This window comes from Bifidobacterium phasiani, from assembly GCF_019331775.1.
Taxonomy (GTDB): Bacteria; Actinomycetota; Actinomycetes; order Actinomycetales; family Bifidobacteriaceae; genus Bifidobacterium; species Bifidobacterium phasiani.
In genome coordinates, this window is sequence record NZ_JAHBBD010000002.1 from 39,586 (window position 1) to 64,246 (window position 24,661).

16 protein-coding genes are annotated in these 24,661 nt (G+C 70.9%); 4 read left to right on the forward strand and 12 right to left on the reverse strand.

Features of this window, described 5'->3' with window-relative positions; translation table 11 throughout:
* Positions 1 to 25 precede the first annotated feature (25 nt).
* From KIH73_RS01400 to KIH73_RS01450, 11 genes are all read right to left on the reverse strand, one after another.
* Positions 26 to 811, reverse strand: coding sequence for an aspartate kinase (locus tag KIH73_RS01400; protein ID WP_219079793.1), 786 nt, complete (start codon positions 809 to 811; stop codon positions 26 to 28).
* Positions 812 to 1,346: 535 nt separating this feature from the next.
* Complete coding sequence (gene recR / locus KIH73_RS01405) at positions 1,347 to 1,949, reverse strand: recombination mediator RecR (RefSeq protein ID WP_219079795.1); 603 nt, start codon at positions 1,947 to 1,949, stop codon at positions 1,347 to 1,349.
* Positions 1,950 to 2,084: 135 nt separating this feature from the next.
* Complete coding sequence (dnaX, locus tag KIH73_RS01410) at positions 2,085 to 5,144, reverse strand: DNA polymerase III subunit gamma/tau (RefSeq protein WP_219079797.1); 3,060 nt, start codon at positions 5,142 to 5,144, stop codon at positions 2,085 to 2,087.
* A 204-nt stretch (positions 5,145 to 5,348) separates the two neighbouring features.
* Entirely contained in the window at positions 5,349 to 6,548 is a 1,200-nt protein-coding gene (locus KIH73_RS01415) for a diacylglycerol/lipid kinase family protein (RefSeq protein WP_219079799.1), read from the reverse strand.
* Between the two features lie 172 nt (positions 6,549 to 6,720).
* Positions 6,721 to 7,122, reverse strand: a complete 402-nt coding sequence (locus KIH73_RS01420; protein ID WP_338023922.1) for an Rv3654c family TadE-like protein — start codon at positions 7,120 to 7,122, stop codon at positions 6,721 to 6,723.
* Positions 7,119 to 7,415: a TadE family type IV pilus minor pilin gene (locus tag KIH73_RS10795; RefSeq protein WP_420830204.1), complete on the reverse strand. Its 297-nt coding sequence runs from the start codon at positions 7,413 to 7,415 to the stop codon at positions 7,119 to 7,121. The genes KIH73_RS01420 and KIH73_RS10795 overlap by 4 nt, the downstream gene beginning before the upstream one ends.
* A 137-nt stretch (positions 7,416 to 7,552) precedes the next feature.
* Positions 7,553 to 7,774, reverse strand: a complete 222-nt coding sequence (locus KIH73_RS10800; protein WP_338023927.1) for a DUF4244 domain-containing protein — start codon at positions 7,772 to 7,774, stop codon at positions 7,553 to 7,555.
* 365 nt (positions 7,775 to 8,139) lie between these two features.
* The gene (locus tag KIH73_RS01435) at positions 8,140 to 8,730 is read right to left on the reverse strand and encodes a pilus assembly protein (protein ID WP_236022499.1); all 591 of its coding nucleotides are present in this window, start codon (positions 8,728 to 8,730) and stop codon (positions 8,140 to 8,142) included.
* A 397-nt stretch (positions 8,731 to 9,127) separates the two neighbouring features.
* Positions 9,128 to 9,688 carry a type II secretion system F family protein gene (locus KIH73_RS01440; protein ID WP_219079809.1) on the reverse strand — a complete coding sequence of 187 codons (561 nt, stop codon included), beginning with the start codon at positions 9,686 to 9,688 and terminating at the stop codon, positions 9,128 to 9,130.
* 179 nt (positions 9,689 to 9,867) lie between these two features.
* The gene (locus KIH73_RS01445) at positions 9,868 to 10,890 is read right to left on the reverse strand and encodes a TadA family conjugal transfer-associated ATPase (protein WP_219079811.1); all 1,023 of its coding nucleotides are present in this window, start codon (positions 10,888 to 10,890) and stop codon (positions 9,868 to 9,870) included.
* Positions 10,877 to 11,818 (reverse strand): CpaE-like family protein, encoded by a 942-nt coding sequence (locus KIH73_RS01450; RefSeq protein ID WP_219079813.1) that lies wholly within the window; start codon positions 11,816 to 11,818, stop codon positions 10,877 to 10,879. Before KIH73_RS01450 ends, KIH73_RS01445 begins: the two co-directional genes overlap by 14 nt.
* Positions 11,819 to 12,983: 1,165 nt before the next feature.
* Here KIH73_RS01450 and KIH73_RS01455 point away from each other — a divergent pair.
* From KIH73_RS01455 to upp, 4 genes are all read left to right on the forward strand, one after another.
* Positions 12,984 to 15,221: an RNA degradosome polyphosphate kinase gene (locus tag KIH73_RS01455; protein WP_219079815.1), complete on the forward strand. Its 2,238-nt coding sequence runs from the start codon at positions 12,984 to 12,986 to the stop codon at positions 15,219 to 15,221.
* A gap of 107 nt (positions 15,222 to 15,328) precedes the next feature.
* Complete coding sequence (locus KIH73_RS01460) at positions 15,329 to 16,459, forward strand: NUDIX hydrolase (RefSeq protein WP_219079818.1); 1,131 nt, start codon at positions 15,329 to 15,331, stop codon at positions 16,457 to 16,459.
* A gap of 4 nt (positions 16,460 to 16,463) precedes the next feature.
* Positions 16,464 to 17,357: a hypothetical protein gene (locus KIH73_RS01465; RefSeq protein ID WP_236022500.1), complete on the forward strand. Its 894-nt coding sequence runs from the start codon at positions 16,464 to 16,466 to the stop codon at positions 17,355 to 17,357.
* Between the two features lie 533 nt (positions 17,358 to 17,890).
* On the forward strand, positions 17,891 to 18,535 hold the full coding sequence (upp, locus tag KIH73_RS01470) for a uracil phosphoribosyltransferase (protein ID WP_219079820.1): 645 nt from the start codon (positions 17,891 to 17,893) through the stop codon (positions 18,533 to 18,535).
* A gap of 181 nt (positions 18,536 to 18,716) precedes the next feature.
* Here upp and KIH73_RS01475 read toward each other — a convergent pair whose 3' ends face one another.
* Positions 18,717 to 24,485, reverse strand: a complete 5,769-nt coding sequence (locus tag KIH73_RS01475; protein ID WP_219079976.1) for an Ig-like domain-containing protein — start codon at positions 24,483 to 24,485, stop codon at positions 18,717 to 18,719.
* Between the last annotated feature and the right edge of the window lie 176 nt (positions 24,486 to 24,661).

The following is a 24,661-nucleotide window of genomic DNA, read 5'->3' on the forward strand; positions in this document are numbered from 1 at the left end:
GTGGATGGTCAGCGGATTGGGGTGGTCAGCGCGCGGCGGCGAACATGTCGTCGATGTTCGGCAGCGTCCTGGGATCGACGCCGTCGGGTACGACCAGCGTACCGGGACGGTGCGAGAACGAGCTGCGCACGTGCAGCGGCATCCTGAAGCGCTGCGCGTACTCCACGCAGCGCAGCGCCAGCACCTTCGAGCCGCAGGAGGCCATCTCGGTGATCGAGTCGTAGTCGATGACCGGGATGCGGCGCGCGGTCGGCACGATGCGCGGGTCGGCGGTGAAGATGCCGTCGACGTCGGTGTAGATCTCGCAGATGTCGGCGCCCAGCGCGACCGCGAGCGCGACCGCGGAGGTGTCCGAGCCGCCGCGGCCGAGCGTGGTGGCGTCGCCGCCCTCGTTCACGCCCTGGAACCCCGCGACGATCGCCACGCTGCCCTTGTTCAGGGCCCGCCGTACGCGGTCGGGCTTGACGGCCTTGATGTGCGCCGCGCCGAACTGCGCGTCCGTCATGAAGCCGGCCTGCGAGCCGGTGAACGAGTATGCGTGCGACCCGGCGGCGTGGATGGCCATGGCCAGCAGGCTCATCGAGATGCGTTCGCCCGCGGTCATCAGCATGTCCATCTCGCGCGACGGCGGATTGGAGTCGATGCTCAGCGCCTGGTCGATGAGGTCGTCGGTCGTGTCGCCCATCGCGGAGACCACGACGGCGACGTCGTTGCCCGCGTTCTTCGTCTCGACGATGCGCCGGGCGACGCGCTTGATCGAATCCGTGTCAGCGACCGACGAGCCGCCGTACTTCTGCACGATAAGAGCCACTGCTGTCCAATCTTCTTCTGCGGGGATGCCGCCTGCGGATGCTGCCCACATTCTACGCAAGCGGCACGATTATAGGGTTGCGGCGGCGCGCGGCATCGGGTCCCGACCACGATGCGGGACAGGCGGGCCACATGCCGGACACATCGCCGGACACACCGCCGGACGGACGGGCGGATCGGACGGGCGGTCCGCATGTCGGGGGCGGTGTAGGGGGCCGACGACGCAGCCGGCGGAACGGCCCCGGGACCGCGCCGCGATGCGGCGAGCGACGCCGCGCGGCGAACGGACGACACCCGCGGCGGACGATGGCGAATGCCGGCGCACGGTTAAGGCGGCGAGTTCCGTCCGGGCCCGCCCGGGCATGATCCGCGGTTTCGGGGTCGACGGTGCGGACCAGCTCCGCCCGAACTCATCCGGGGCTGACTCCCCGCGGGCGCGCGACCGCGGCGCGTCGACAGGCCGAACGTCGATGCGGGCCGCGCGGTTCCCACACGGGTACCGGGCCGCGGCGACGGGCCGCTCTCCCGATGCGCGCTCAGGCGTCGCGACGGCCGGCGAGCGCGCGGCCGAGGGTGATCTCGTCGGCGTACTCCAGGTCGCTGCCGACCGGCAGGCCGCTGGCCAGGCGGGTGACGCGGATGGCGAGCGGCGAGAGCAGCCGGCTGAGGTAGGTGGTGGTGGCCTCGCCCTCGATGTTGGGGTTCAGCGCCAGGATGACCTCCTTGACCTCGTCGCCCTTGAGCCGTTCGAGCAGTCCGGCGATGCTGAGGTCCTCGGGGCCGACGTTCGCCATCGGGTTGATCGCCCCGCCGAGCACGTGGTACAGGCCGCGGAACTCGCGTGTGCGCTCGATGCTCATCACGTCCTTGGGCTCCTCGACCACGCAGATGACGCCGCGGTCGCGCCGCGGGTCCACGCACACCGGGCACGGGCTGGTCTCGCACACGTTGCCGCAGATCTCGCAGAATCGCACCTTGCTCTTCACTTCCATGACGGCGTCGGCGAGCTCCTGGGCCTCCGACTCCGGCGCGGACAGCAGGTGGAACGCGATGCGCTGCGCGCCCTTGGGCCCGATGCCGGGCAGGCGGGAGAACGCGTCGATGAGTCGCTGGATCGCGCCGTCGTATGCCAATGCCATCGTTCACTCCTTCCGGGCCGTCGCGGGCCACCACCCATTATGCCGTGCCGGGCCGGCTTGCGGCGGCGCCGGTTCCCGGCGCCCCGGGCATGACGCCGCGTCGCGGCGGACCGCCGGACGCGGCCGCCCGGCCCGTCAGTCGATGGTGTGCTTGGCGGGCTGGGCGTTCTTCGGGTTCTTCGGGTCGTCGGCGGCGAACTGCTCCACCTTCTTCACGTCGAACATCTTCGACAGCTCCTCGATGCTCAGCGCCGTGGCCGTGCCGAGCGATTCGTCGCTGAGCGAGTACTCGTCGTCCTCGGGGGCGACCTGCGGGCCGGTGCGCCGCGGCTCCGCGCCGCCGAACGCCGACGGTCCGCCCGCCTGGGCGCCGGCGGGCAGCGGCGCGCCGCCGTGCGGCGAGGCCGGCCCGCCGCCCTGAACGGGACCGCCGGGGACCGGGTCGCCGCCCACGCCGCCGTGCATGGACACGGCGTTCGGTGCCGAGGCGTCGCCGGACGGGTCATACGCCCCCGCGCCGCCGTTGGCCCACGGGTCGTCCATGTCGCTGTCGGCGTCCGCGGCGCGCCGCCCGGGAACGAAGTGATGGTCGTGACGCTGCGCCGGCTGCGGCGCGTTCGCCTTGGCGGGCGCGGCGAGCGGCATCGGCTGCGGCGCGGGCAGCGGCGCGGCCCAGGGGTCGTCGTCAATTGCGAACCCGGCGAACGGGTCGACGGAAGCGCCGCCGGACGCGACGGCCCCTCCACCGGACGAGGCGTTCCCACCGGCCGGGCCGGCATGCCCCACGCCGGTCGCGCCGGAGGTCCCGCCACCGAACGCGCCCGAACCGCCGGCACCGCCGAACGCAACGGAACCGTCCGCATGCGAGCCGGCAACAGGACCGACGGGAGCACCGGCGGCGATGCCTGCGCCCTGACCGGCGTCAGCGCCGCGGCCGTCGTCATGACCGCCGGCGGGACCGCGGCCGGCACCGGCATCGGATCCGCCGTCCGCGGCGGCGGAGCCGGCGGGTTGCGCCCAGGGATCGGTGTCGTCGCTGAGGTCGGGAACGGCGACATGCCCGTGCTGATGGTCGGGCCCGCCATCCGTCGTCCCTCGGCCGGTCTGGGGCGGTTCGGGGGCCGCAGGCGCGGCGGCGCCGGTTCGTTCGCCGGCGTCGTCGCCGTCGGGCGCGGGCGCTCCGGCGGCGCCGGACGTCCTGGGCTCGGCGCCGGCACGCATGCCGACCGCGTGAGACAGGTTCGCCGCCGCCAAGCCGGCCTTCGCCATGGCGATCTGGGTCTTCACCTGCGCCAGCTGCTCCGGGGACAGCCGCCTGATCGGGATGACGCGCTCGCCGTTCGCGGCGACCGTGGTCGGTGCGATCATCGTGCCGGCGCCGAAGGTCCCGCGCACCGCATCCAGAACCACGCCGGAGGCCTTCTTGCCGCTGTTCGCCTCGTCGGTGGCCACGGCCAGCGAGAACGCGTGCTGGCTCAGCGCGCTGTCGAAGGTCATCGACAGGCGGCCCTTGCCGGCGGGGTTCACCGCGTAGGCGACCGTGGGGACCTTGTCTCGGCTCACGTATTCGCGCACGTCGTCGGGCAGCCCGGCGACGACCGCATCCCACTTCTGGTCGACCGAGCGGGTATCGACGGCCTCCGGCGCCGCACCCGGCTGGCCGGACGGCTGGCCCGCCGCCGCGTTGCGGCCGCCGGGCGCAGGCTCCGCGGACTGTTCGCCCCATCCGGACGGCATACCGCCCGTCGCCTGTGCGACCGATCGGGGCATGGCGTGCGACGGCTGCGACGACGCGGCCGACGGCCATCCGGCATCCGACGGGGCGGCCGGCGCCGCACCCTGGCCGGACGGCTGCGGTGCGCCGCCCGGCTGCGCGGCATCCGGCCGCGTGGGGGTCGACGGCGCAGGGGCCGACGGCGACGAGGCCGGCCGGCCGGAGGACGACTGCGCCACGGACTGGGAGGCTTTCTGGCTGCGCGCCGCCGCGAAGCCGCCCCGGCGCTGCTGCCGGCCGTCGGGCGAGGCGGCGCCGGCCGGACCGGCCGCCGGAACCGACGCCTCGGCGGGTCGGCCGGCCGCACCGAAACCGTTCTCCCGGCCGGCGAGCAGGCGGGCGGCCAGAAGCTCGAGCCGCATGCGCGGCGATGTGGCCCCGGTCATCGACCCCAGGGTCGCGTTGATCGTCTCGGCGATGGCCGTCAGCTCGCCGAGGCCGAGCGCCGACGCCTGGCGGCGCAGGTCGCCCATGTCCTCGGCGGCGGCATCGTCGCTCAGCACGCTCTCCGCGCGTTCGCCGCCCAACGTCAGCACCAGCAGGTCGCGCACGCGGGCGAGCAGGTCCTCGACGAACCGCCTCGGATCGAATCCGCCGACGACGACCTTCTGCACCACGCCGTACAGCGCCTCGCCGTTCCGGTCGATCACGGCGTCGATGGCCTCGCCGATCAGCGCCTCGGGCGTGAAGCCCAGCAGCGCGACCGCCGCGTCGTAGGGGATCACTCCGTCGACGGAGCCGACCATGAGCTGGTCGAGCACCGACAGGGTGTCGCGCATCGAGCCGCCGCCGGCGCGCATGGCCAGACGCAGCACGCCCGGCTCCGGCTCGATGCGCTCCCGCTCGCAGATCGTCTCCAGGTAGGGGCCCATGACCTCCTGTGGCACCAGGCGGAACGGATAGTGGTGGGTGCGCGAGCGGATCGTGCCGATCACCTTCTCGGGCTCGGTCGTCGCGAAGATGAACATCACGTGCTCCGGCGGCTCCTCGACGATCTTGAGCAGGGCGTTGAAGCCCTGCTGGGTGACCATGTGCGCCTCGTCGAGGATGAAGATCTTGTACCGGTCGCGCGCGGGGGCGAAGCCGGCGCGCTCGCGCAGCTCGCGGGCGTCGTCGACGCCGTTGTGGCTGGCCGCGTCGATCTCGACCACGTCGATCGACCCCGGACCGCCGGTCGCCAGGTCGCGGCAGCTTGCGCACTCGCCGCACGGATGCGAGGTCGGGCCCTGCGCGCAGTTCACGCAGCGGGCCAGGATGCGCGCCGAGCTGGTCTTGCCGCAGCCGCGCGGACCGGAGAACAGGTAGGCATGGGTCAGCCTGCCCTGGTCGAGGGCCCGCATCAGCGGGACCGTGACCTGGTCCTGCCCGATGACGCCCTCGAAGGTGTCCGGCCTGTATCGCCTGTATAACGCCAATGCCATCTGTCAACCTCAACCATCTCGTCGTTGCGACGGTTCCGCGCCCTCCACCCGGGAGTCGTCGGCGGACCCGCCGTCACGTGTCCCGGCACGAATGCCTTGCCACAAACCTAGCCCAACCTCTGCCCCTGCCGGACCGTTCGGAGGCGCCCCCGCACCGCATGCGGCGGCGGCACGGCCCGCCCCGGGGCGCGACACGCGACGCGCCTACAGGAACATGCCGCTCAACGGGTCGCGGCCGTCGCGCGCGATGGCCTCGGACACGCCGTCGCGCGTCATCGCCGACCCGCGTTCGGCGACGGCGGGCGGCACCAGGACCCTGAGCTGGCGGTCCATCGCCGCGACCCGCACGGGCAGGTCGCCGATGTACTCGCCGTCGGCCATGAGCACCGGGGGCTCGGCGCCTTCGTCGATTCGGGAGATCTCCACGTCGCGCACCCGTTCCCAGCCGAACAGCCTGCTGGTCAGCAGCCGTCCGTTGTAGATGTTGGGCACCACCTGGGCCAGCTCGCCGAGAGTGGGCATGTGGTCGATCCACACCAGGTCCAGCAGGCCGTCGTCGAAGCGCGAGTAGGGGCTCACCTCGATGCCGCCGCCGATGTGCCGCGAATTCGCGACGGTCAGCAGCGGCGAGACGATGTCCCGCTCGTCCACGCTCCCGTCGGCGCGCGTGGCGCGGATGTGGTAGCCGAACGGCCTGAGCCGGGTCAGCTCGACCAGGACGGCGGCCAGGTACCGCAGCGAGCCGTTCGGCAGACGCGAGTGGTTGGCCCGGTCGTTGATCTTCGCGTCGATGCCGCACGACAGCATGCCGGCGAAGTAGCGACCGCCCGCCATGACGCCGCCGTGGGCGCGTTCCCCGCCACGGGCGGCCTCGGCATCGGCATCGGCGACCCCGGCGGCGCCGGCGGCATCGGCGGCGCCGACAACACCATCACCAGCGGCACCGACACCAGCGGCACCAATGGCATCGACGGCGGACGCCCTTGACGGATCGACCCGCCCCAGGTCCACATCGATCGCGCTGCCCCGCACGATGGCCCCGGCGATGCCGTTGACCGCGGTCCGCAGGCGGTTGACGGGCAGGCCCAGGCCCCGGGCGAAGTCGTTGCCGGACCCGACGGCCACGATGCCCAGCGGCGTGCCCGTGCCGCCGACGGCGTTGGCGCCCAGCGCGATCATGCCGTCGCCTCCGACCACGACCAAGGCGTCATACAGATCGGCGTGGGCATGCGCGTTGCGCAGCGAATCGTCGTAGCTGCCGCCGGTCAGGTCGATGACCGTGAACCCGTGGCGGTCGCCCGCCTCGGACAGCAGGTCGAACACCCGCTCGCAGTCCTTCTCGCCATGGCCCTTGTCCGCTATGGGGTTGCCGATCATCGCCACGGTCCTGTTCGTTACGTCCATACCGCCACGATAGCCGCCGGACGACGCCCGACACCAGCCCCACGCCGATGTTCGCGCCCATCGCGCTGTGGTCTTCGCCACACCGCGCACGCCCTATCGGCGCCCGCGGAGGGTCCGCGCACGATCCGGACGAGGGCGCCACGCCGCGCGCGCCCGGCCGTCGCGCCGGCCCTCACCGGCACGGCACCGGTCCGGCGCGCGAACGCCCGAACGCGGCATCGACGATCGGCATGCCGGTGGGCACGAGCACGCGGACCTCCACGTCCTCGCCGTCGACGACGCAGGCGTCGAGGCGGGCCTGGTTGCGTTCGGCCACGACGCCGGCCACGGCGCACGGGTCATCGCCGTCGCCGTACAGCAACGCGGCCGCCGCGGACAGCGCGACCGCGTCGGCCGCACCGCGCGCCCTCGCCTGGCAGATCAGCGCCTGCCCCAGGGCGGCGAGCGCGCACAGCAGCAATCCGACGGCCATGATCATCATCACCCCCATTATCGTTCCCGATCCCATGTCGCTTTCGCACGGCGCCCCCGGTCGTCCCGGCCGGGATCCCCGGCACCGCGGCGGCCGACTCATGGCGCCACCCCCACCGCTTCGCCGGAGACCTGTGCGGGCAGCACCCCCAACGGCCCCGGCAGCACCGGGCACGTCACGTTCACCGTGACGCGATCCTGCGCCCGACGCACCGCGACCGACGCATCCACGCCGGCGACGTCGCGGGCCACCGCGGCGGCATCCGTCTGCCCGCCGGTCACGACCAGCTCGCGGACCACGGCCGCCGCGGCGTCCTGGCACCGCATCGAGACCGCGACGGTGCGTGTCAGACCGACCAGCAGCAGCGCCACCGCGACCACGGCCGGGAGCACCACGGCGAACTCCGCCGTGACGCTCCCGCAATCCACGGCGGCCCAGCGGGCCGGCCGAGCGCCCGGAGGAGCGTGCCGCGGCGCGTCGGCGTCCGGCCGACGCCGGCGTCCATGCCGGGCTTGCCGTCGCACCCCGCCCATCACACGTTCAGCGCCTGTTTGATGATGTCGGTCAGCAGGGTCTTGACCGTGCCCGATTTGAGGATGGCGACCAGCAGCGCGGCGAATCCCGTGGCGGCGACCAGCACCACCGCGTACTCGGCGGTGGCCGCGCCCTCCTCGGGTTCCGCGGCCAGGGTGCGCAGCCGCGCGTCGAGCAGGCACGCGCGCCGGACGGCCCGCTCCCGCCACGCCCCGACCATGCCGCGCAGTCCCGTTGCCCGCCCCTCGTTCAGGGCGGCTTCGTCCATCGTCCCGTTCATGTTGTCCCCCTTGTGGTTCGTCCCATCATGCGACCCGTCGTCGCCGGGTGCCCCCACTATGCGCCGCCCGGGGTCCACGGCGCATGCCGGAACGGCTGTTGTGGTCGAAGGGATGGCGGTTATCCACAACCCGGGCGTGTCGTCCACCGGCGATGTGGACGGCTGCGGACGCGGTGCGCAGCAACGTGGGCCGGGACGCGATGCCGCACAGGATTGGACGGCCCGAGCCAGGATCGTGGAGGGAACTCCGCGGAATCGTGGCCATAGGGGCGACGCCGCAGGGCACGATGCCCGAGGGGCTTGCCTCACAGAAACGACACGATGGACGGGATCACCCCGATGACGATGAACGCGGGCAGGAAGCACAGCCCCGTCGGCGCCAGCAGCCGCACGGACAACCGCGACGCGTGGCGTTCGATCGCGGCGCGCTCGTCACGGTCCAGCGCCTCCATCGCGGCGCGCAGCCGCTCCGACGGCGAGGCGCCGTACCGCCATGACTCGGCCAGGGCGTCGCGCAGCAGCCGCAGGCACGCCGCGTCATCGGCGGTGCCTCCGCCGCCGACTCCGCCGACGGCATGGCCTGCGGCCTCACCGGCATCGACGTCGTCCGCGCACGGCACCAGCCACGCCTCATCCCATGCCACGCCGCGGCGCAGGGCTTGCGACGCCATACGCATGCGCGCCCCCACGCCACCGCCCACGGCGTCGCCGACCGCGGCCACCGCGACGGGGATCGAGGCGCCCTGCCGTATGGCGACCTCCACCATGCCCAGCACCAGCGCCGCGGACGGGCGGGGGCAAGGCTCGCCCGACCTTGACCGCCGCAATCCGCGCAACGTCGGACGCGCATGGCGCAGCCGCACCGCGCAGGCCGCAATGACGGCCGCCATCAGCATCCAGACTCCCATCGGCACCTCGTTTCCGGAAAATCGCCGCCGGCCGCCGGAACGCGAACGGCCGGCGCGCACAACCCTGCACGGCCGCCCGGCCCGACGACCGCAGCCACCGGACGACGGACCATGATGCATGTCGCCGAACTCGCCGACATGCCAACGACCGCAGCCACCGGACGAACGGCATCCGTGATGACGCAAAGCCCGGCACATGGCGCCTGTCCGACACCGTTCCATCCACGGTGCATCCGCAACGACGCCGGGCTGCGGCATCCGATCCCCGGCGGCCGGGCCGCGGCACAGGCACAACATGACCGGCGAATGTCCGATTCCCGGCGGCCGGAACGGCCGGACCATCGAAGCGTCGCCAGAAGCATGCGCATCCGCCACACCCCGGCGATCAGGGCGGACGGATCGTCGGAGCGTCGGCCAGCAGCGCGCGCATCCACCACAGTCCAGCGACGTAGCACACCGCACCGCATGCCAGACACAGCCGTCCGGCGTCGGAGCCCAGCAGGAACGCCACCGGCGAGGCGCCAAGCAGCTCTCCGAGCAGCACGGTCGCCCCGGGCAGCGCCGACAGCAGCCGGACCGTCGCCTCCGGCATGGCGAACGCGTTGCGCCGCAGATCGTCGAGCATCCGCATGCGCCGGTAGTCCTCCATCACCACATCCAGGCACCGCGCCGCCCCGCATCCCAACGACGCGTTGAGCAGGTACACGGCATGGACGGAACCGACCACGCAGGCGGCCTGGCGCCGGGTCTCCCCGACCGTGCGCGATGCCTCCAGCAGGCGGAGCAGCCGCGCCTGCGTCAGCCGGGGCGTGGCGAACCCGACGGCATCCTGCCGGGCGAACGCCTCCGTCATCGTGCCGCCGGCCCGCAGCCCCGCACGTGCGGCGGCCAGCACGGCGGCGATGCCGACCGGACCGGGGACGTCGGTTTTGCGGACGCCCGCCATGCAGGCACCCGCGCCGTGGGCATCCCGCACATCGGCGGCCGGGCCACCCATGGCACGGCCGCGCGGCCGGTCGCATAGCCGCCCACGCACGGCGGGGTGCCGCGGCCGGCACAGCACCGCCGCCGTCGCCAGCAACGCCGCGACGAACGCGCATACCTGCGCCGGAGCGAGCGCGGCGATCACCCTGCACCGTCCAGCCACCGGGCGCGGAACGGGCCCCACGACTCCCCCGCGGCCGCATGGCCCGCGCCGTCCCACGTCAGAACCGGCACCCCGACCAGCCGGCCGTCCCGGACGGCCAGACGGCCAAGCTGGGCGATATGGCGCCGCCCCTCACGGCGCTGCAAATGCACGATCACATCGAACGCGCCCTCCGCCAGCAACGCCGTGGCGTCGGGGGCCATGCCGGCGAGCAGCCCCAGCGACAGCAGCCGCGCCGGCACCCGGGCCACCCCGTCGGCGTGCAGGGTCAGCATGCCGCCGCGATGCCCCGAATTGAACGCCCTCAGCACATCGGCCACCTCCTCGCCCCGGCATTCACCGAGGACCACGCGGTCGGGGCGCATGCGCAGCGTGGCCTTGACCAGCTCCGGCAGCCCCACCGCGCCGACGCCCTCCACATTCGCCTCGCGCGACACCAGCGAGACGTGGTTGCCGCGTCCCAGACCGCCCAGCTCCCGCACCTCCTCCACGGTGACGATGCGTTCGCAGACGGCGCATTCGGCCAGCAACGCCTTGAGCAGCGTGGTCTTGCCGGCCCCGGTGCCGCCAGTGATCAGCATCGTCGCCCGATGCGCGACCAGCCGACGCAGCAGCGGCAGCCATGCGGCGGGCATCATCCCGCGGACGGCGAGCGCCTCCAGCGACGGGGTGCCGCAGTTCGGGAACCGGATCGAGATCGCGGCCCCGTATGGCACCAACGGCGCGATGACCGCGTGCACGCGGACGCCGCCGACCGTGGAGGCGTCCGCGATCGGGCACGCGTCGTCGAGACGACGGCCCATCTGCGCGCACAGCTGGACGGCGAAGTCACGCACCGCGGACGGCGAACGGAACCGTACCAGCGGATGGTATTCGCTCATGCCGCCGCCGCGGTCGACCCATACGCGGCCCTCGCAGGTCACGGCCACGTCCGTGACGGTCGGGTCGCGGCCCAGCTCCTCCAGCGGGCCAAGCAGCACCGGCGGTTCAGTCGCGTCCATGACCGAGGCCTTCCGCCCCGTCCTCGAGGCCCGGGCCCCGCGACGAGGCACCCAGCCGATCGCAGATGCTGGCGACGGTCTCGCGGTTCCGACGGGATGAGGGCCGCACGCCCAGCCCATTGAGCACATCGTCCTGCAGCCGCCGGTCCTCCTCGAACACGAACGCGATCGGCACGCCCAGATAGTCCTCGGCCTCCGCCGTCTCCACGGCGTTCCGACGGTGCGAGCCGCCCCTCGGGGCGACGCCGACCAGCAGGGGCGAGGCGTGGTCCCGCCGCGCCAGCCACGCCTTCGCGCGCGCCAAGCCGAGCACGGACAGTTCGAGCACCACCAGCAGCGCGCCGGCCTCCAGGTCCGGGATCCGTGCGATGGCCTCGCCGCGGCCGGCGTCGACGACGACCGCCTGGTTCACGTCGCACAGCGCGCGCACCGCGGCCTGGGCCTGCCACCAGTCCGGCGCCTGGCCGTCCCAGGCGTCGAAGGCCAGCACCCGGACCTCGCCGCACCGGGGCAGCTCATGGTTCAGCGCCGCGCCGTCGATGCGGCCCAGCGGGGCCTCGATGGTGTCGAACCGCAGCCCCGGTTCGCATTCGATGCCGAGCAGCACGTCGAGGCCGCCGGCCTCGAAATCGGCGTCGACCAACGCGCATGCGTACGCGCGGCGGCCGAGCTCCTCCGCCAGCAATGCGGCGATCACGCTGGCGCCGATGCCGCCGCTCACCGAGGTGACCACGACCAGGTTGGCCGTGACCGGCGGAGCCGACGTGCCGACGCCACGGGGAAGCCCCGGCGGTCCGCCGTCGCGCATGCCCATGACGCGCGCGTGCGGCGGCGGGGGCAGCGCGGCCCGCTCGGCCGGGGCGTCGCCGGGCGGATCGCCCGGAGTATGGACGGGTGGTGCGTAAGTGGTCTGCCGTTGCATCGTCATGCGGCGATTGAACCTCGATTGGGACCGGGGCCACAACGGGCGGAGGCCATTGTGGTCGAAGGGTTGGCGGTTATCCACAACCCGGGCGTGTCGTCCACAACGCGCCGGGACGCGCCTGCGGACCGACACGGACGATGCGCCCCATCCGGCCGCATGCACATTGTGCCTTTGCACGCGCAACGCGCACATTGTGCATCCACGAACACCATGTGCCCCGCAGGCCAAGCGGCACAACGCCTCACGGCGCATGCCGCATGCGCGTTACACATTGTGCGCGCTGCGATTCGGGCATGTTCCACACGCACATTGTGCGCGGGGTGGCATCGCCCCGGCGGATGAGCCGGATTGGCCGGAGCGATTGGATCCATCGGATCAGGCGGATGACCGGACAGACCAGGCCAGACGAACCAGACAGGCCAGGCCAGACGAACCAGACAGGCCAGGCCAGACGAACCAGACAGGCCAGGCCAGACGAACCAGACAGGCCAGGCCAGACGAACCGGACAGACCAGACAGACAGATGGCTTGTAGGTCCTGAATCGTCCAAGCGGCCAAGCCGGCCGGGACGCCGAGCCACTGAAACATCAGGTCATCGGCACACTGGCCCGCCCTGGAGTCAAGTCGCCGGAGCATCGGCACGCCGGCGTGGCAAAAAAGAAGACCCGCCGTGGGGCGGGTCTTCTTGCAAGTCCAACATGAGCGGAATCTCTACACAACATCATCGTTGTAACGGTAAGTCTTTCCAATGCCCGTTCAACGTAACAGTCCTCGTGACCATACACCACTTGTGGGCTTCCGCTCTGTTCAGTTGTCCTTGTACTTGCCATTATGCTCGGGGTTCGCCGGGCCGCAAGCCGCGGACGGCATTTGTTCGCAAATTTGCACAAGTGTTCTCATCTGGCCGCTCGACCGACAGCCGTGGCTCAAGATGTGCGAATCGAACGGGTTTACGTGTTCGATTGCGTGCCGTTCCGCGCCCGGTTGGCGTGTCGTCATCGGCCCCGCGCATCACCCGCCGACCGCCCCGCGCATCACCCGCCGGCCGCCCCGCCGACAGTCCGCCGCGCCGCCGCCCCACGCCGGCGCGACAGAAAATGTTAACAGCCGTTAAATTCTTGCATGTCCCGTTGTGACACGGCCGTTCCAGCGCCTAAAGTAGAGGACTATGGCACAGATATTCGACGCATCTTCAAAGGCGATCCTGCGCAGCCAGATAGCTGAGCACATCGCCGAAACCGACAAGAACGACAAGCGCGAGACGATGGACGGCGAGGAGCCGCTCCCCACCGACCGCTTCTTCGACCGCGAGCTGAGCTGGCTCTCCTTCAACTGGCGTGTGATGGAGCTCGCCCAGGACGACAGCCTGCCGCTCATCGAACGCGCCAGCTTCGCCGGCATCTTCGCCTCCAACCTCGACGAGTTCTTCATGGTCCGCGTGGCCGGCCTGAAGCGCCGCATCGACACCGGCATCGCCGTGACCTCGCCCAGCGGCCTGAGCCCGCGCCAGGAGCTGCGCTCGATCACCGAGCAGGCCCATCGCATGCAGGACGAGCACGCCCACTACGTGGTCGACAAGATCCTGCCCGCCCTGGCCGACGAGCACATCGTGCTGCTCAACTGGGACCAGCTGACCACCGCCGAGCAGGAGCGCCTGTCGCGCTACTACCGCCAGCAGGTCTTCCCGGTCCTCACCCCGCTCGGCGTGGACCCGGCCCACCCCTTCCCCTACATCTCCGGCAAGTCGCTCAACCTCGCCGTGATCGTGGAGAACCCGACCTCCGGCAAGTCGCACTTCGCCCGGGTCAAGGTCCCGGACAACCTCAACCGCCTGGTGCCGGTCGACGACCGCACCGACGAGGAGAGCAGCGACGAGCGCTACGGCTTCATCACGATGGAGAACCTGATCATCGCGCACCTCGAGTCGCTGTTCCCGGGCATGATCATCAAGGAGGCCCGCTCGTTCCGCGTCACCCGCAACGAGGACATCGACGTGGAGGAGGACGACGCCGAGAACCTGCTCAACGCGATGGAGAAGGAGCTGCTGCACCGCCGCTTCGGCCCGCCGATCCGCCTGGAGATCTCCGACGCGACCAGCCCGTTCCTCTCGCAGCTGCTCGCCGACCAGCTCGGCGTGACCAGCGACGAGGTGTACCGCCTGCCCGCGCCGCTGGACATGACCGTGCTCTTCGAGCTCGGCGGCATCGACCGCCCGGACCTGAAGTACCGCTCCTTCGTGCCGACGACCAACCGCCAGATCGCCGAGGTCGAATCCAGCCGCGCCCAGGACATCTTCGCCGCGATCCGCCAGCACGACATCCTGCTGCACCACCCGTACGACTCCTTCTCGACCTCGGTCCAGGCCTTCCTCGCGCAGGCCGCCGCCGATCCGAAGGTGCTCGCCATCAAGCAGACGCTGTACCGCACCTCCAGCAAGTCCCCGATCATCGACGCCCTGATCGACGCCGCGCACGCCGGCAAGCAGGTGCTCGCGCTGGTCGAGATCAAGGCCCGCTTCGACGAGGACGCGAACATCGCCTGGGCCCGCAAGCTGGAACGCGCCGGCGTGCACGTGGTCTACGGCATCGTCGGGCTCAAGACCCACTGCAAGATCTCGCTGGTGGTCCGCCAGGAGGCCGACGGCCTGCGCCGCTACTGCCACGTGGGCACCGGCAACTACAACCCGAAGACCGCGCGCCAGTACACCGACCTGGGCCTGCTGACCTGCGACCCGGTGGTCGGCCAGGACCTGACCCGCCTGTTCAACCAGCTGTCGGGCTACGCGCCGAAGTCGAGCTTCCACCGCCTGCTCGTCGCGCCGCGCACCATCCGCACCGGCCTGATCCAGCGCATCCGCCGCGAGGAGGACGCCGCGCGCGCCGGCAAGGAGGCCTGGATCAAGATCAAGGTCAACTCGATCGTCGACGAGAAGACCATCGACGCGCTGTACCGCGCCAGCCAGGCCGGCGTCAGGATCGACATCGTCGAACGCGGCATCTGCACGCTCAAGCCGGGCGTCCCGGGCCTGAGCGAGAACATCCGCGTGCGCTCGATCCTCGGCCGCTTCCTGGAGCACAGCCGCATCTACGCGTTCTGCAACTCCGACGGCCCGCAGATCGGCGAGGGCCCGGTCTCCGGCCCCGAGGTCTGGATCGGCTCGGCCGACCTGATGCACCGCAACCTCGACCGCCGCGTCGAGGCGCTGGTGCGCATCACCGACCCCGACCAGATCGAGGAGCTGATCCGCTACGTCGACCTGCAGATGGCCGACACGACCTCGTCGTGGCACATGCAGCCGGACGGCACCTACGTGCGCCACTCGCGCGACGAGGAGGGCCGCCCGCTGGTCGACAGCCAGGACTACCTGATCAAGAAGCATCAGCGCCGTCCGCGGTCCAGCAACTAGGCCGCAACGCAGGCATCGCACGATGGCCGGCCCGCTTCGGGCCGGCCATCGTCGTTCCATGGAAAAACTACGTAGCGGAGCCCTGACGGGGGGATACAATGAGTGGAATGGGCAGCAAAGTCAGACGTGTAGTGGAGGCGGCCGGCGGCATCCTGTACCGGTTCAGGCCGGACCGCCACGCGGACGCCGCGCTCGCCGAGGAGGACGGCGGTTCCGCCAAGCACCGGAAACGGCACGGCCGCGGCAAGGAGTCCGGGGGCGACGACGCCCTGCTGAACGCGATCGAGGTGTGCATCGTCCATCGGCCGAAATACGACGACTGGAGCTGGCCGAAGGGCAAGCTCGACGCCAACGAGTCCCACCGGCACGCGGCGGTGCGCGAGATCAGCGAGGAGACCGGCATCTCCGTGGCGCTCGGCCCGTACCTGGGCGAGGTCGAGTACCCGCTCGCCGAGGAGGGCAAGCGGCGTCGTTCCAAGGACCGGACCGTGGATTCCAAGCATGTGATGTTCTGGATGGCCACGGCGGTCTCCCCCACCGACGCCGAGCACCTGATCGACGCGTTCGGCCCGGTGCACCGCGCCGACATCGGCGAGATCGACGGCATCGTCTGGGTGTCGCTGCGCAAGGCGCGCTCCATGCTCACCCACTCCACCGACAAGGACATGCTCGCCGCGTTCGTCGGGCTCGTGCGCGAGGGCGCGGCCGAAAGCCGGGCCGTCATCATCGTGCGGCACGGCAAGGCCGAGTCCCGAAAGAGCTGGAAGGGCACCGACGCCAACCGCCCGATCACCCCGCGCGGCGCCGCGGCGGCGTTCGCGCTGAACCGCGAGCTGGCGTGCTACAACCCCACGCGGCTGGCCACCTCGCCCTGGATGCGCTGCCAGGAGACGCTGCAGGTGCTGTCGTGGCAGACCGACCGCCCGATGGTGCACATCGACGAGCTCACCGAGGACGCGTTCGCCAAGGACCCGGAAGCCTCGTGGCGGCGCTTCGAGCAGGAGATCCACCAGTCGCTGATCGAGCGCACGGCGACGGCCGTGTGCATGCACCGCCCGGTGATCGGCGGCATGTTCGAGCATCTGCGTAAGATGTGTTCGACCAAGACGCTGGCCAGGCGACTCATCGCCAAATCGCCGTACATGCCGACGGGCAACGCAGTCGTGCTGTTCGTCACCGGCACCCCGGCGGGGCCGCGCATCATCGACATCCAGAAGGTAGCCCCCATTGTCTACTAGCGCCATGCATTACGGTTCCGGTTCGATCCTGTCGAGCCGGACAGGTTTCGTCTCGTCCGCCGGCGGGTCGGCCCGACCGTCCCGGCCGGGGCAGCTCAGCGGAGCCATCCTCGACGGGCTGGCCGGCGGGGCCGACCCCGAGGTCATCCGGGAGCTGAGCCACACGTCGGCCGCGGCGCTGCTCGACCGCGTCCACCACACCGAGGATCCGTCCGTGGTCGAGCGCGTCCTGACGCTGGTGGACCGCGAGGGCGTGGACGTGATCGCCGAGCTGTGGAGCCACTGCGAGGCCGACTCCCTGCCCGGCGTGCTGTGGCGGCTGTATCTGCTGCGCACCTGGATGCGGCGGCACCGCGAGGCCATCGCCCGGCTGTGGCGCATCGGCGAGCCGGTGGCCACGACCGCCTCGGCCATCGCCGGCGTCGACCAGGCGCCGACCGAGGAGGACATCGCGCGCACCGCGGACTCCATTCTCGCCGGCGCGTTCACCGGCGACTTCGCGGTGGCGCTGGAGCGCGCCGCGGCGTTCGTCGACGTCGTGGCCAACGGGCTGCGCGTCGAGGCGCGGCATATGACGCGCGGCTACCGGCGTGACGCCGTCGCCGACGGCGTGGGCGGCGCGGCGGACGACACGGCCGCGGCCGGTTCCGTGGCAGGCGGCGCTCCCGGCGATGCGGCCGACGCCTTGGCCGACGCCACCGGGCATGCGTCGGATGGCCCGTTCGACGGCGGGCCCCCCGAGCCGCGCACGGAGAACGGCGCGGGGCCGGTGGACGCCGACGAGCGGGCGCGCCGCACCAAGGCCGCGCGGCTGATGCACACGGCGGGCAACCTGCTGGCCACGGCCAGGGACTTCCGGCACGGCGCGGCGCTGTGGCGGCACGACAGACTCGAGTAGCCACCGATCCGCCGGTTCACGGGATTCACGGCACGAATCCCGTGAACCGGCAACGCACGGACGCAGACGGCGACGCCTGGCGCATAACCGCGGAATACCGCCGGTTGCGATTGCGGCGCCATGACCGGAGAATCGCGATTCCGGTTCACGGGATGCCGATGGCCGAAAGTGTGAACCGGCCCCTCGTCCAGACTCCCCCATCCGCGGCAGAAACCCCTCGTCCGGCGGGCCGCGCGGGGCATAATCGCCGGACTCCCCGATCCACGGCAGACACGGCGTGGCTCGCGCGCATACCCGTTACAATGGGGTTCGCGCCGGGCCATGCTTAAGCCCCGGGCTCCATTTGTTGCCGCTGCGAGCGGCGTTTGCGCCGACAGGCGCTTTCATGGTTCGGCGCTTCACCCACTTCGCCGATCCCGCCGCCAATCCCCGCCGCGGGTCCGCCCCATCGCCCGCCCGCAAGGCCCGGCGGCCCGAGTCCGCGCCGACGCGGCGGTTGGCTCCCCTCGCCCCCAGGGCTTACCCTAGTAGGTATGGAACTTCATGTTTTAGACCACCCGCTGGTGGACCACAAGCTCACCGTCCTGCGTGACAAGAACACCCCATCCGCCACCTTCCGCGAACTCGTGTCCGAGCTGGTCATGCTCGAGACCTACGAGGCGACCCGCGACATCGACGTCGAGGACTGCCCGATCGAGACGCCGATCTGCCCGATGGTCGGCAAGAAGCTCGTCAAGCACCCGCGCCCGATCATCGTGCCGGTGCTGCGCGCGGGCCTGGGCATGCTCGACGGCATGACCCGCATGCTGCCGACCGCCGAGGTCGGCTTCCTCGGCATGAAGCGCGACGAGGAGCACCCGACCCAGCAGATCACCTACGCGAACCGCCTGCCCGACGACCTGACCGGCCGCCAGTGCTTCCTGATCGACCCGATGCTCGCGACCGGCGGCACGCTCGTCGCCGCGACGCACTATCTGGCCGAGCGCGGCGCCAAGGACGTCACGGCGCTGTGCATCATCGCCGCGCCCGAGGGCATCAAGTTCGTCGAGGAGAACATCGACCCGTCCATCGACTTCAAGGTCGTGGTCTGCGCCGTCGACGAGAAGCTCAACGACAAGGCGTACATCGTCCCCGGCCTCGGCGACGCCGGCGACCGCCTGTACGGCGTCATCGACTGACGCCCGCACCGGGCCGGCCAGGCGCCGGCCCCATACGACCATGGGCCGTGCATCCCGCAGTTGCGGGGTGCACGGCCCATGGTCATGTCTCATGCCGGGCGGCCCGGCAGGTCCGCCGACCCGTCCGGCGTTGCACGGGGTCCGGCCGCGCGGCGCGGGGCTGCGCGGCCGGACCTGCGGGTCAGCGGCCCGCCATGCGGCGACGGACCGCCAGCGCCACGGCGACGCCCAGCGCGATGAGCGCGACCGCGCCGATGCCGATGACGGCGGAACCGGTGGCGGTCAGCTGGCCGCCGGAGCCGCCGGCATGCTGCCCGCCGTTCGCGGAGCCGCCGGCCAGAACCAGCGCCTCGCGGGCGGCGTTCAGGTTCGCCAGCGCCTCGGCGATCTGCTCGGCGGTGGCGTTCTCGTCGGCGGACACGGCCTGGGCGGCGGCGAGCGCATCGGCGAACGCCTGCCACGACTCGGCCGTGTAGTCGCCCTGGTTGAGCTGGCCGGCCGAGGCGATCGCGTTGTCCAGGCCGCTCTTGTCGGCGGAAGCGGCGCCCACAAGCGCGTCCTGCGCTTCGACAAGCGCCTTGAGCGCGTCGTCGACCTGATTCTGGGTCGCGTTCGCATCGGCGGCCACGGCCTGGGCGGCGGCGAGCGCATCGGCGAACGCCTGCCACGACTCGGCCGTGTAGTCGCCCTCGACGAACTTGGAGGCGGCGTCGATGGCCGCGTTGAGCGCGGCCGTATCGGCCTTGGCGACCAGGTTCTTCTGGGCGTCCTCCAGCTTGGCGATGGCGGCGGCCACATCGTCCGCAGTCGCCTCGGCGTCGTCATAGACGGCCTGGGCGGAGGCCAGCGCATCGGCGAGCACCTGCCACGAGGCCGGGGTGAAGCGGCTCGCGTCCAGGCTGCCTGCGGCGTCGATCGCGGACTTCAGCGCGGTCTTGTCGACCGGTTCCGGCTCGGGCTCGGGCTCGGGCTCCGGCTCCGGATCCTCCTGCGGCTGCGCGTGCACGCCCCACTCGGCGACGGCGGCGCCGAAGGTGGCGTCGTCGCTCAGGTGCGGATGCAGCACCAGGCGCAACGCGTCGGTCTTGACCGGCTCGAAGGCCACGGTGCTCCAGCCGCCGCCCTCGCCTTCGCCGCGCCGGCTCGGATCGTTGCGCACGGTGGCGTAGCCGCCGTCCGCGGTCGGGGTGACGGGCGTCCAGGCGCCGTCGGCTCCACGGTACTGGATCTCCCAGCCGTCGGGAATCTCCAGACCGCCCTTTTGGGACGGGCCTCCGGCGAAGTTCGCCCAGAACTGCACGCGGGCCGAGTCGATCAGCGCGGGTTCGGACCAGGTGTACTCGGCGTACATGCCGTCGACGGCCGCGCCCCAGCTGCCCCAGACCCTCATGTTCACGTCCTGGTCGTCGCCGTCGGGCCAGGTCTCGTCGACCAGCGCGCCGTCGTGCAGGGCGTCGGCGCCGCCGGTGGCGAAACCGGACTGGTGGCTGACCGTCGCGCCTGCGACGCGGCCCTCGATCCAGCCCTCAAGCGGCTCGGGCTCGGGTTCAGGCTCCGGATCGGGGTCGGGAGCCTGCGCGTCATTCGGGTTGACGAGCACGTGGACGGTCAGGCGGGCGGGGCCGCTCGAACCGTCGGCGGTGCCGGTCACCTCGTAGTCGCCGACCTCGTCGAGGTCGATGGCGGCGACGTCGTCCTCGTTCCAGACGACCGCACGGTCGTCCTGGGCGCCGTTCGGGAACTGGACCGGCACGGTGGCCGGCAGGTCGATCGACGCGGCGCCGCGATGGACGCTCTGTTCGACCGGCTGCGCGGTGCCGGAGGTCTGGCTGGCGGCGTCGGACTTGACGTCGAGCACGGCCTGCGCGCCGCCCAGCGAACCGGTGACGACGCCGTTGAGCGTCTGCACGCCGTCGGCGGCGAGCTGCTCATCGGTCACGGCCGGCCAACTGACGGTCAGTCCGTGACGGGTGCCGTCCGCATAGTACGCCTCGACGGTGTCCGGCAGGTCCAGATCCTCGGCCTTGGTGCCGGTCTGCACCATGCGGTGCACGTCGTCGACGCCGAGCGGGTCGGCCGCGTAGGCCTCGAGCTCGCTCAGGCCCACGCCGTTGCCGTCGTCGGCGCGCTTGGTCATCACGATGCGCATCTTGCTGGTCCATACCCGCTCGAAGGACACCTCGTTGCCCTGGGCGCGATTGACGGTGTAGGACTGGCCCTCCTTGAGGGTCACGTCCTTCCAGTCCTCATCCGCGGAGTCCCAGTACTGGACGGTCCAGCCGGCGGGAAGGAGCACGCCGCCGTTGTCGGTCCAGAAGTAGGCCTGGACCTTGCTCAGCGGCACCTCGCCATCCCACTTGTAGGTGACGGTCGGGGTCTTGTCCTGCGCGTTGCCCCAGTTGTTCCACGACTTCATCGTGTCGGAGCCCTCAAGGTCGACGATGCCGTCGTTGAGGATGTCCACGTCGCCGATGGCGTAGCTGTTGCGGGAGCTGGCCGTGGCGGTGGCCTGGGTGGCGATGTTCACGGTGCCGTCGGACGGCACGCCGTGCACGGAGAGCTCGGCCGAGGAGCTCTTCTCGCCGTCGGAGGCGGTCAGGCGCAGCACGTAGTCGCCTTCGATGTTGAAGGTCACCATGGTGCTGGCGGCCGTGTCGTCCGCGAAGGAGGCGACGCCGCCCTCGGGGCCGGAGACCTGCTCCCAGGCGACGCTGAGCCCGCCGTTCGGCAGACCGTCGTCCTTGACCGTGCCGACGACCGCGGCGCCGGCCGAGGTGCTGCTGTCGACGTAGGCGTCGACGCTCGGGGCCTGGTTGGTCGGCTCGGCGGCCGGTTCGATGCCGGTGCCGTAGGCCTGGATGGCCTTGAGGCCGACGGCCTGGCCGGCCTGCGGCGTGAAGGTCGCGCGGATCGCGACGGCGCTCACCGGGTCGAACTGGATGCGGTTGTAGTTCGCGCCCGCGTAGGTGGGCGTGCGCACCTGGTTCGGCAGGCTGTGCCATTCGCCGGCGGCGTCCTGGTACTCCAGCGTGTACACCGACGGCTCCTTGTAGCCGGAGATCGTCTGGCTGGACGAGGTCTGGTAGAAGTACAGGCGCACGTCGTCGATGGTCTGGGCGCCGCCCCTGAACGTCACCGTGATCGTGTCCTTGGCGTTGGGCGAGCCCTTGGTGCCCCAGAACGACTCCATGACGTTCTTGCCGTCCACCGCGTTGGCGGCCGGGTAGCCGTCGGCCTCGTAGGTGGCCTCGACGTCGGCGCCGCGCGCCACGTCGATCTGGCTGTCGGAGGCGGCGTCGATGTTCTGTCCGGAGGTGGCGAAGATCTCGGTCACGCGGTCTTCGGCGCCGTAGGTCACCTGGTTGGCGGCGGGCAGCGTGGCGGTGGTCGCGCCGGTGATCACGGCGTCGCTGTCGTCGGCGACCTCGACGGCGCCGGTCGACGGGTCGTAGATCAGGTGGGCCAGCCTGTCGGAGGTGAACACGGGCTTGCCGGCCAGGTACAGCGTGTAGCCCTTGGGCGCGTTGTACGTGCCGTCGTTGTTCCACACGATGGACAGGTCCTGGCCGTGGTAGCTGAGGTTGTTCACCGTGAAGTGCTCCCAGCCGGGGATGGCGATCGGGTTGAGCTCGATCTTGGCGTCCTCGCGCGGCACCATGCCGGCCACGTCCTCGATGACCGTCCAGTTCGTGGTGCCGAGCTGGGTGTGGTGGATCCAGGAGCGGTAGGTGATCTTGCCGCCGTCGAGGCTGGCGTCCATGTTCTTGTCGACGTTGTTGACCACGCCGTCGCCGTTGAGGTCGTCGACGTCGTCGTTATCCATGTTCCAGAACTCGTTCTGGTCGGGATAGTTGTTGTCGCCGCCCTGGTAGTGCGCGAACGCCACCCAGTACAGCAGCTTCTTGAACGTCTCGTTGGTGATGTAGCCGTGCTCGTCGGCGTTGTAGTCGCGGATGCCGGCCGAGTAGATCTGCAGCAGCGGCGTCGCGTTGATGATCGAGAAGTTGTTCGACCCGGGGAAGCCCAGCTCCTCCTTGTCGGCCTGGTTCGCGGTGAAGAACGGGAAGATCGGGAACTCGTCGGCGTCGGCGAACAGACGCAGCGCCTCCTCGTAGTCCTCCTGGTAGCCCTCCTCGCCCTCGGAGGGGATCAGGCCCACCGAGTACGGGTAGTAGTTGTTGTTCTCCTTGTACTTGGCGAAGGCGCCGTCGCTCAGCCACTTGTGCTGGATGAGCTTGGTGTCGGGGTTCCACAGCTCCTTGAGCACCGCCTGCTGGATGTTGTCGGCGGTCTGCTGCATCGCGTCGGCCTTGGCCTGCAGCTCGTCCTTCTTCGCCGGGTCGGTCTCGGCGTCGGCGGCGGCCTGATAGGCCTGGGCCGAGGCGTTGGCGTTCGCCCACATGTTGGCGGAGCCGTCGGCGCGGTCCATGCGCTGGCCGGAGCGGCCGGGCTCGGAGAAGGAGACGGCGTCCGCGTCGTTGCCGGTCATCGACCACCAGGACCAGTCGATCAGGTAGTTCTCGTTGTCGTTCTGGTTGTCGTTGGCGTCGGGCTCGGTCTCGGAGTTCAGCAGGCCGTTGACGTCGTCGGAGCCGTAGTCGCCCAGGGCCTCGGCCAGGGAGGACGGTCCGCCGTGGACCTTGTAGGAGTCCCAGCCGGCCTTGGTGATGTACTGCGTGTAGCTGTGGTTCCAGTTCGCCGGGTCGCCCGGGTTGTCGTGGTAGTAGTAGTACCCCGACTCGCCCTTCTTGGCGGTCTGGCCGGCCGAGACCCACGTGCCGTAGGCCAGGTCAGGGTTGCGCAGCCACTTGGTGTCGTTGATGAACATGCCGGAGGTCAGCACGATCTGGTTGTTGTAGCCGAGCACGCCCTCGATCGAGGTCGGGTACTGGAAGGTGTTGCCGGGCATGTTCGCGTCGAGCGAGTTGAACCGGGCGAGCCACCAGCGGTAGACCACGGTCTTGTCGATGTTGTGCTCCGGGGTCTCCACGTACGGGATGTTCTCGACCCACCAGCGGTTGTACTCGGTCACCGAGTCGCGGTACGAGGCGACCGGGTCGACGAGGTCGCCGGTGTAGCGGGCCTCGTACTCGGCGGTGGAGCCGGGCAGCTCGTCGGTGATCAGGCCGAGCTGGAGCTTGGTGGACTGCGTCTCGCCCGCCGCGAGCGCGAGCGTGGAGACGAGCGTGCCGTCCTGGACGGCGAAGCCGTTGCCCGAGAAGCGCGGATGCAGCGTGGTCAGGTCGTTCTTCGCGTTGGTGCGGCCGGTCAGCTCGGTGGCGCCGTTCTCGCCGGAGGCGGCGAACGGGGATTCGGCGGTCAGCGTGACCTCGCCGCCCGTGGAGGAGGTGATCTCGAGGTTGGCGACCATCACGTTGTTGTACGTGATGTACTTGGTCTCGGTCACGGTGAGCGTGCCGTCCGCGTTGGAGAACACGGTGGTGAAGTAGCTCGGGGTCTGCTTGCGCTGCGTGGTGTCCTCGCGCATGCGCTGCTCGGCGCCGTTCAGGCTCACGTTTACGGTGAAGCCGGACTTGCCGGTGGAGTCCCAGTACGCGGCGTCGCCGACGAAACCGAGCGAGCCGGGCGTGTGCGTGTACATGTACGCCGCACGGCCGCGGGCGAACAGGTAGCTGTTGCCGTCGGCGCCCTCGTAGCGGTAGTCGCCGGCGTCGTTCGTGCCGGTGCCGGTCGGGGCGGCGCCGGTGCGGGTCAGGATCCTGTCGATGTAGAAGTCGTGGTCGGTGTCGGTGCCGGCGCCGTTGGCCACGTCCTTGTCGAAGATCTGCTGCAGGTAGCTGGTCGACGGGTCGTAGACCAGCCCGTTGTCCTTCAGGTACTGCAGGTAGGTGGGGTCGTCCGATCCGCGGAACGTGGGGTAGCCCATCGCCGCGTTCGGGTTGTCGATCGCGGCGTCGGCCGCGGCGGCCGTCGATGCCGGCATCAGCATCGACGCCGCGACCAGACCGGCGACCAGCGCCGTCCCCGATCTGGTCAACGCAGTGCGGAATGTTCCCGCCCTGCGGTCAATCCGTGCATTCATACACTGAACTCCTCCCAGGCTGTCGCCTGTTGTCTGTCTTCCTGCGTCAGACCACCGTCGTCGGAGCCGACGCCTGTATGCGG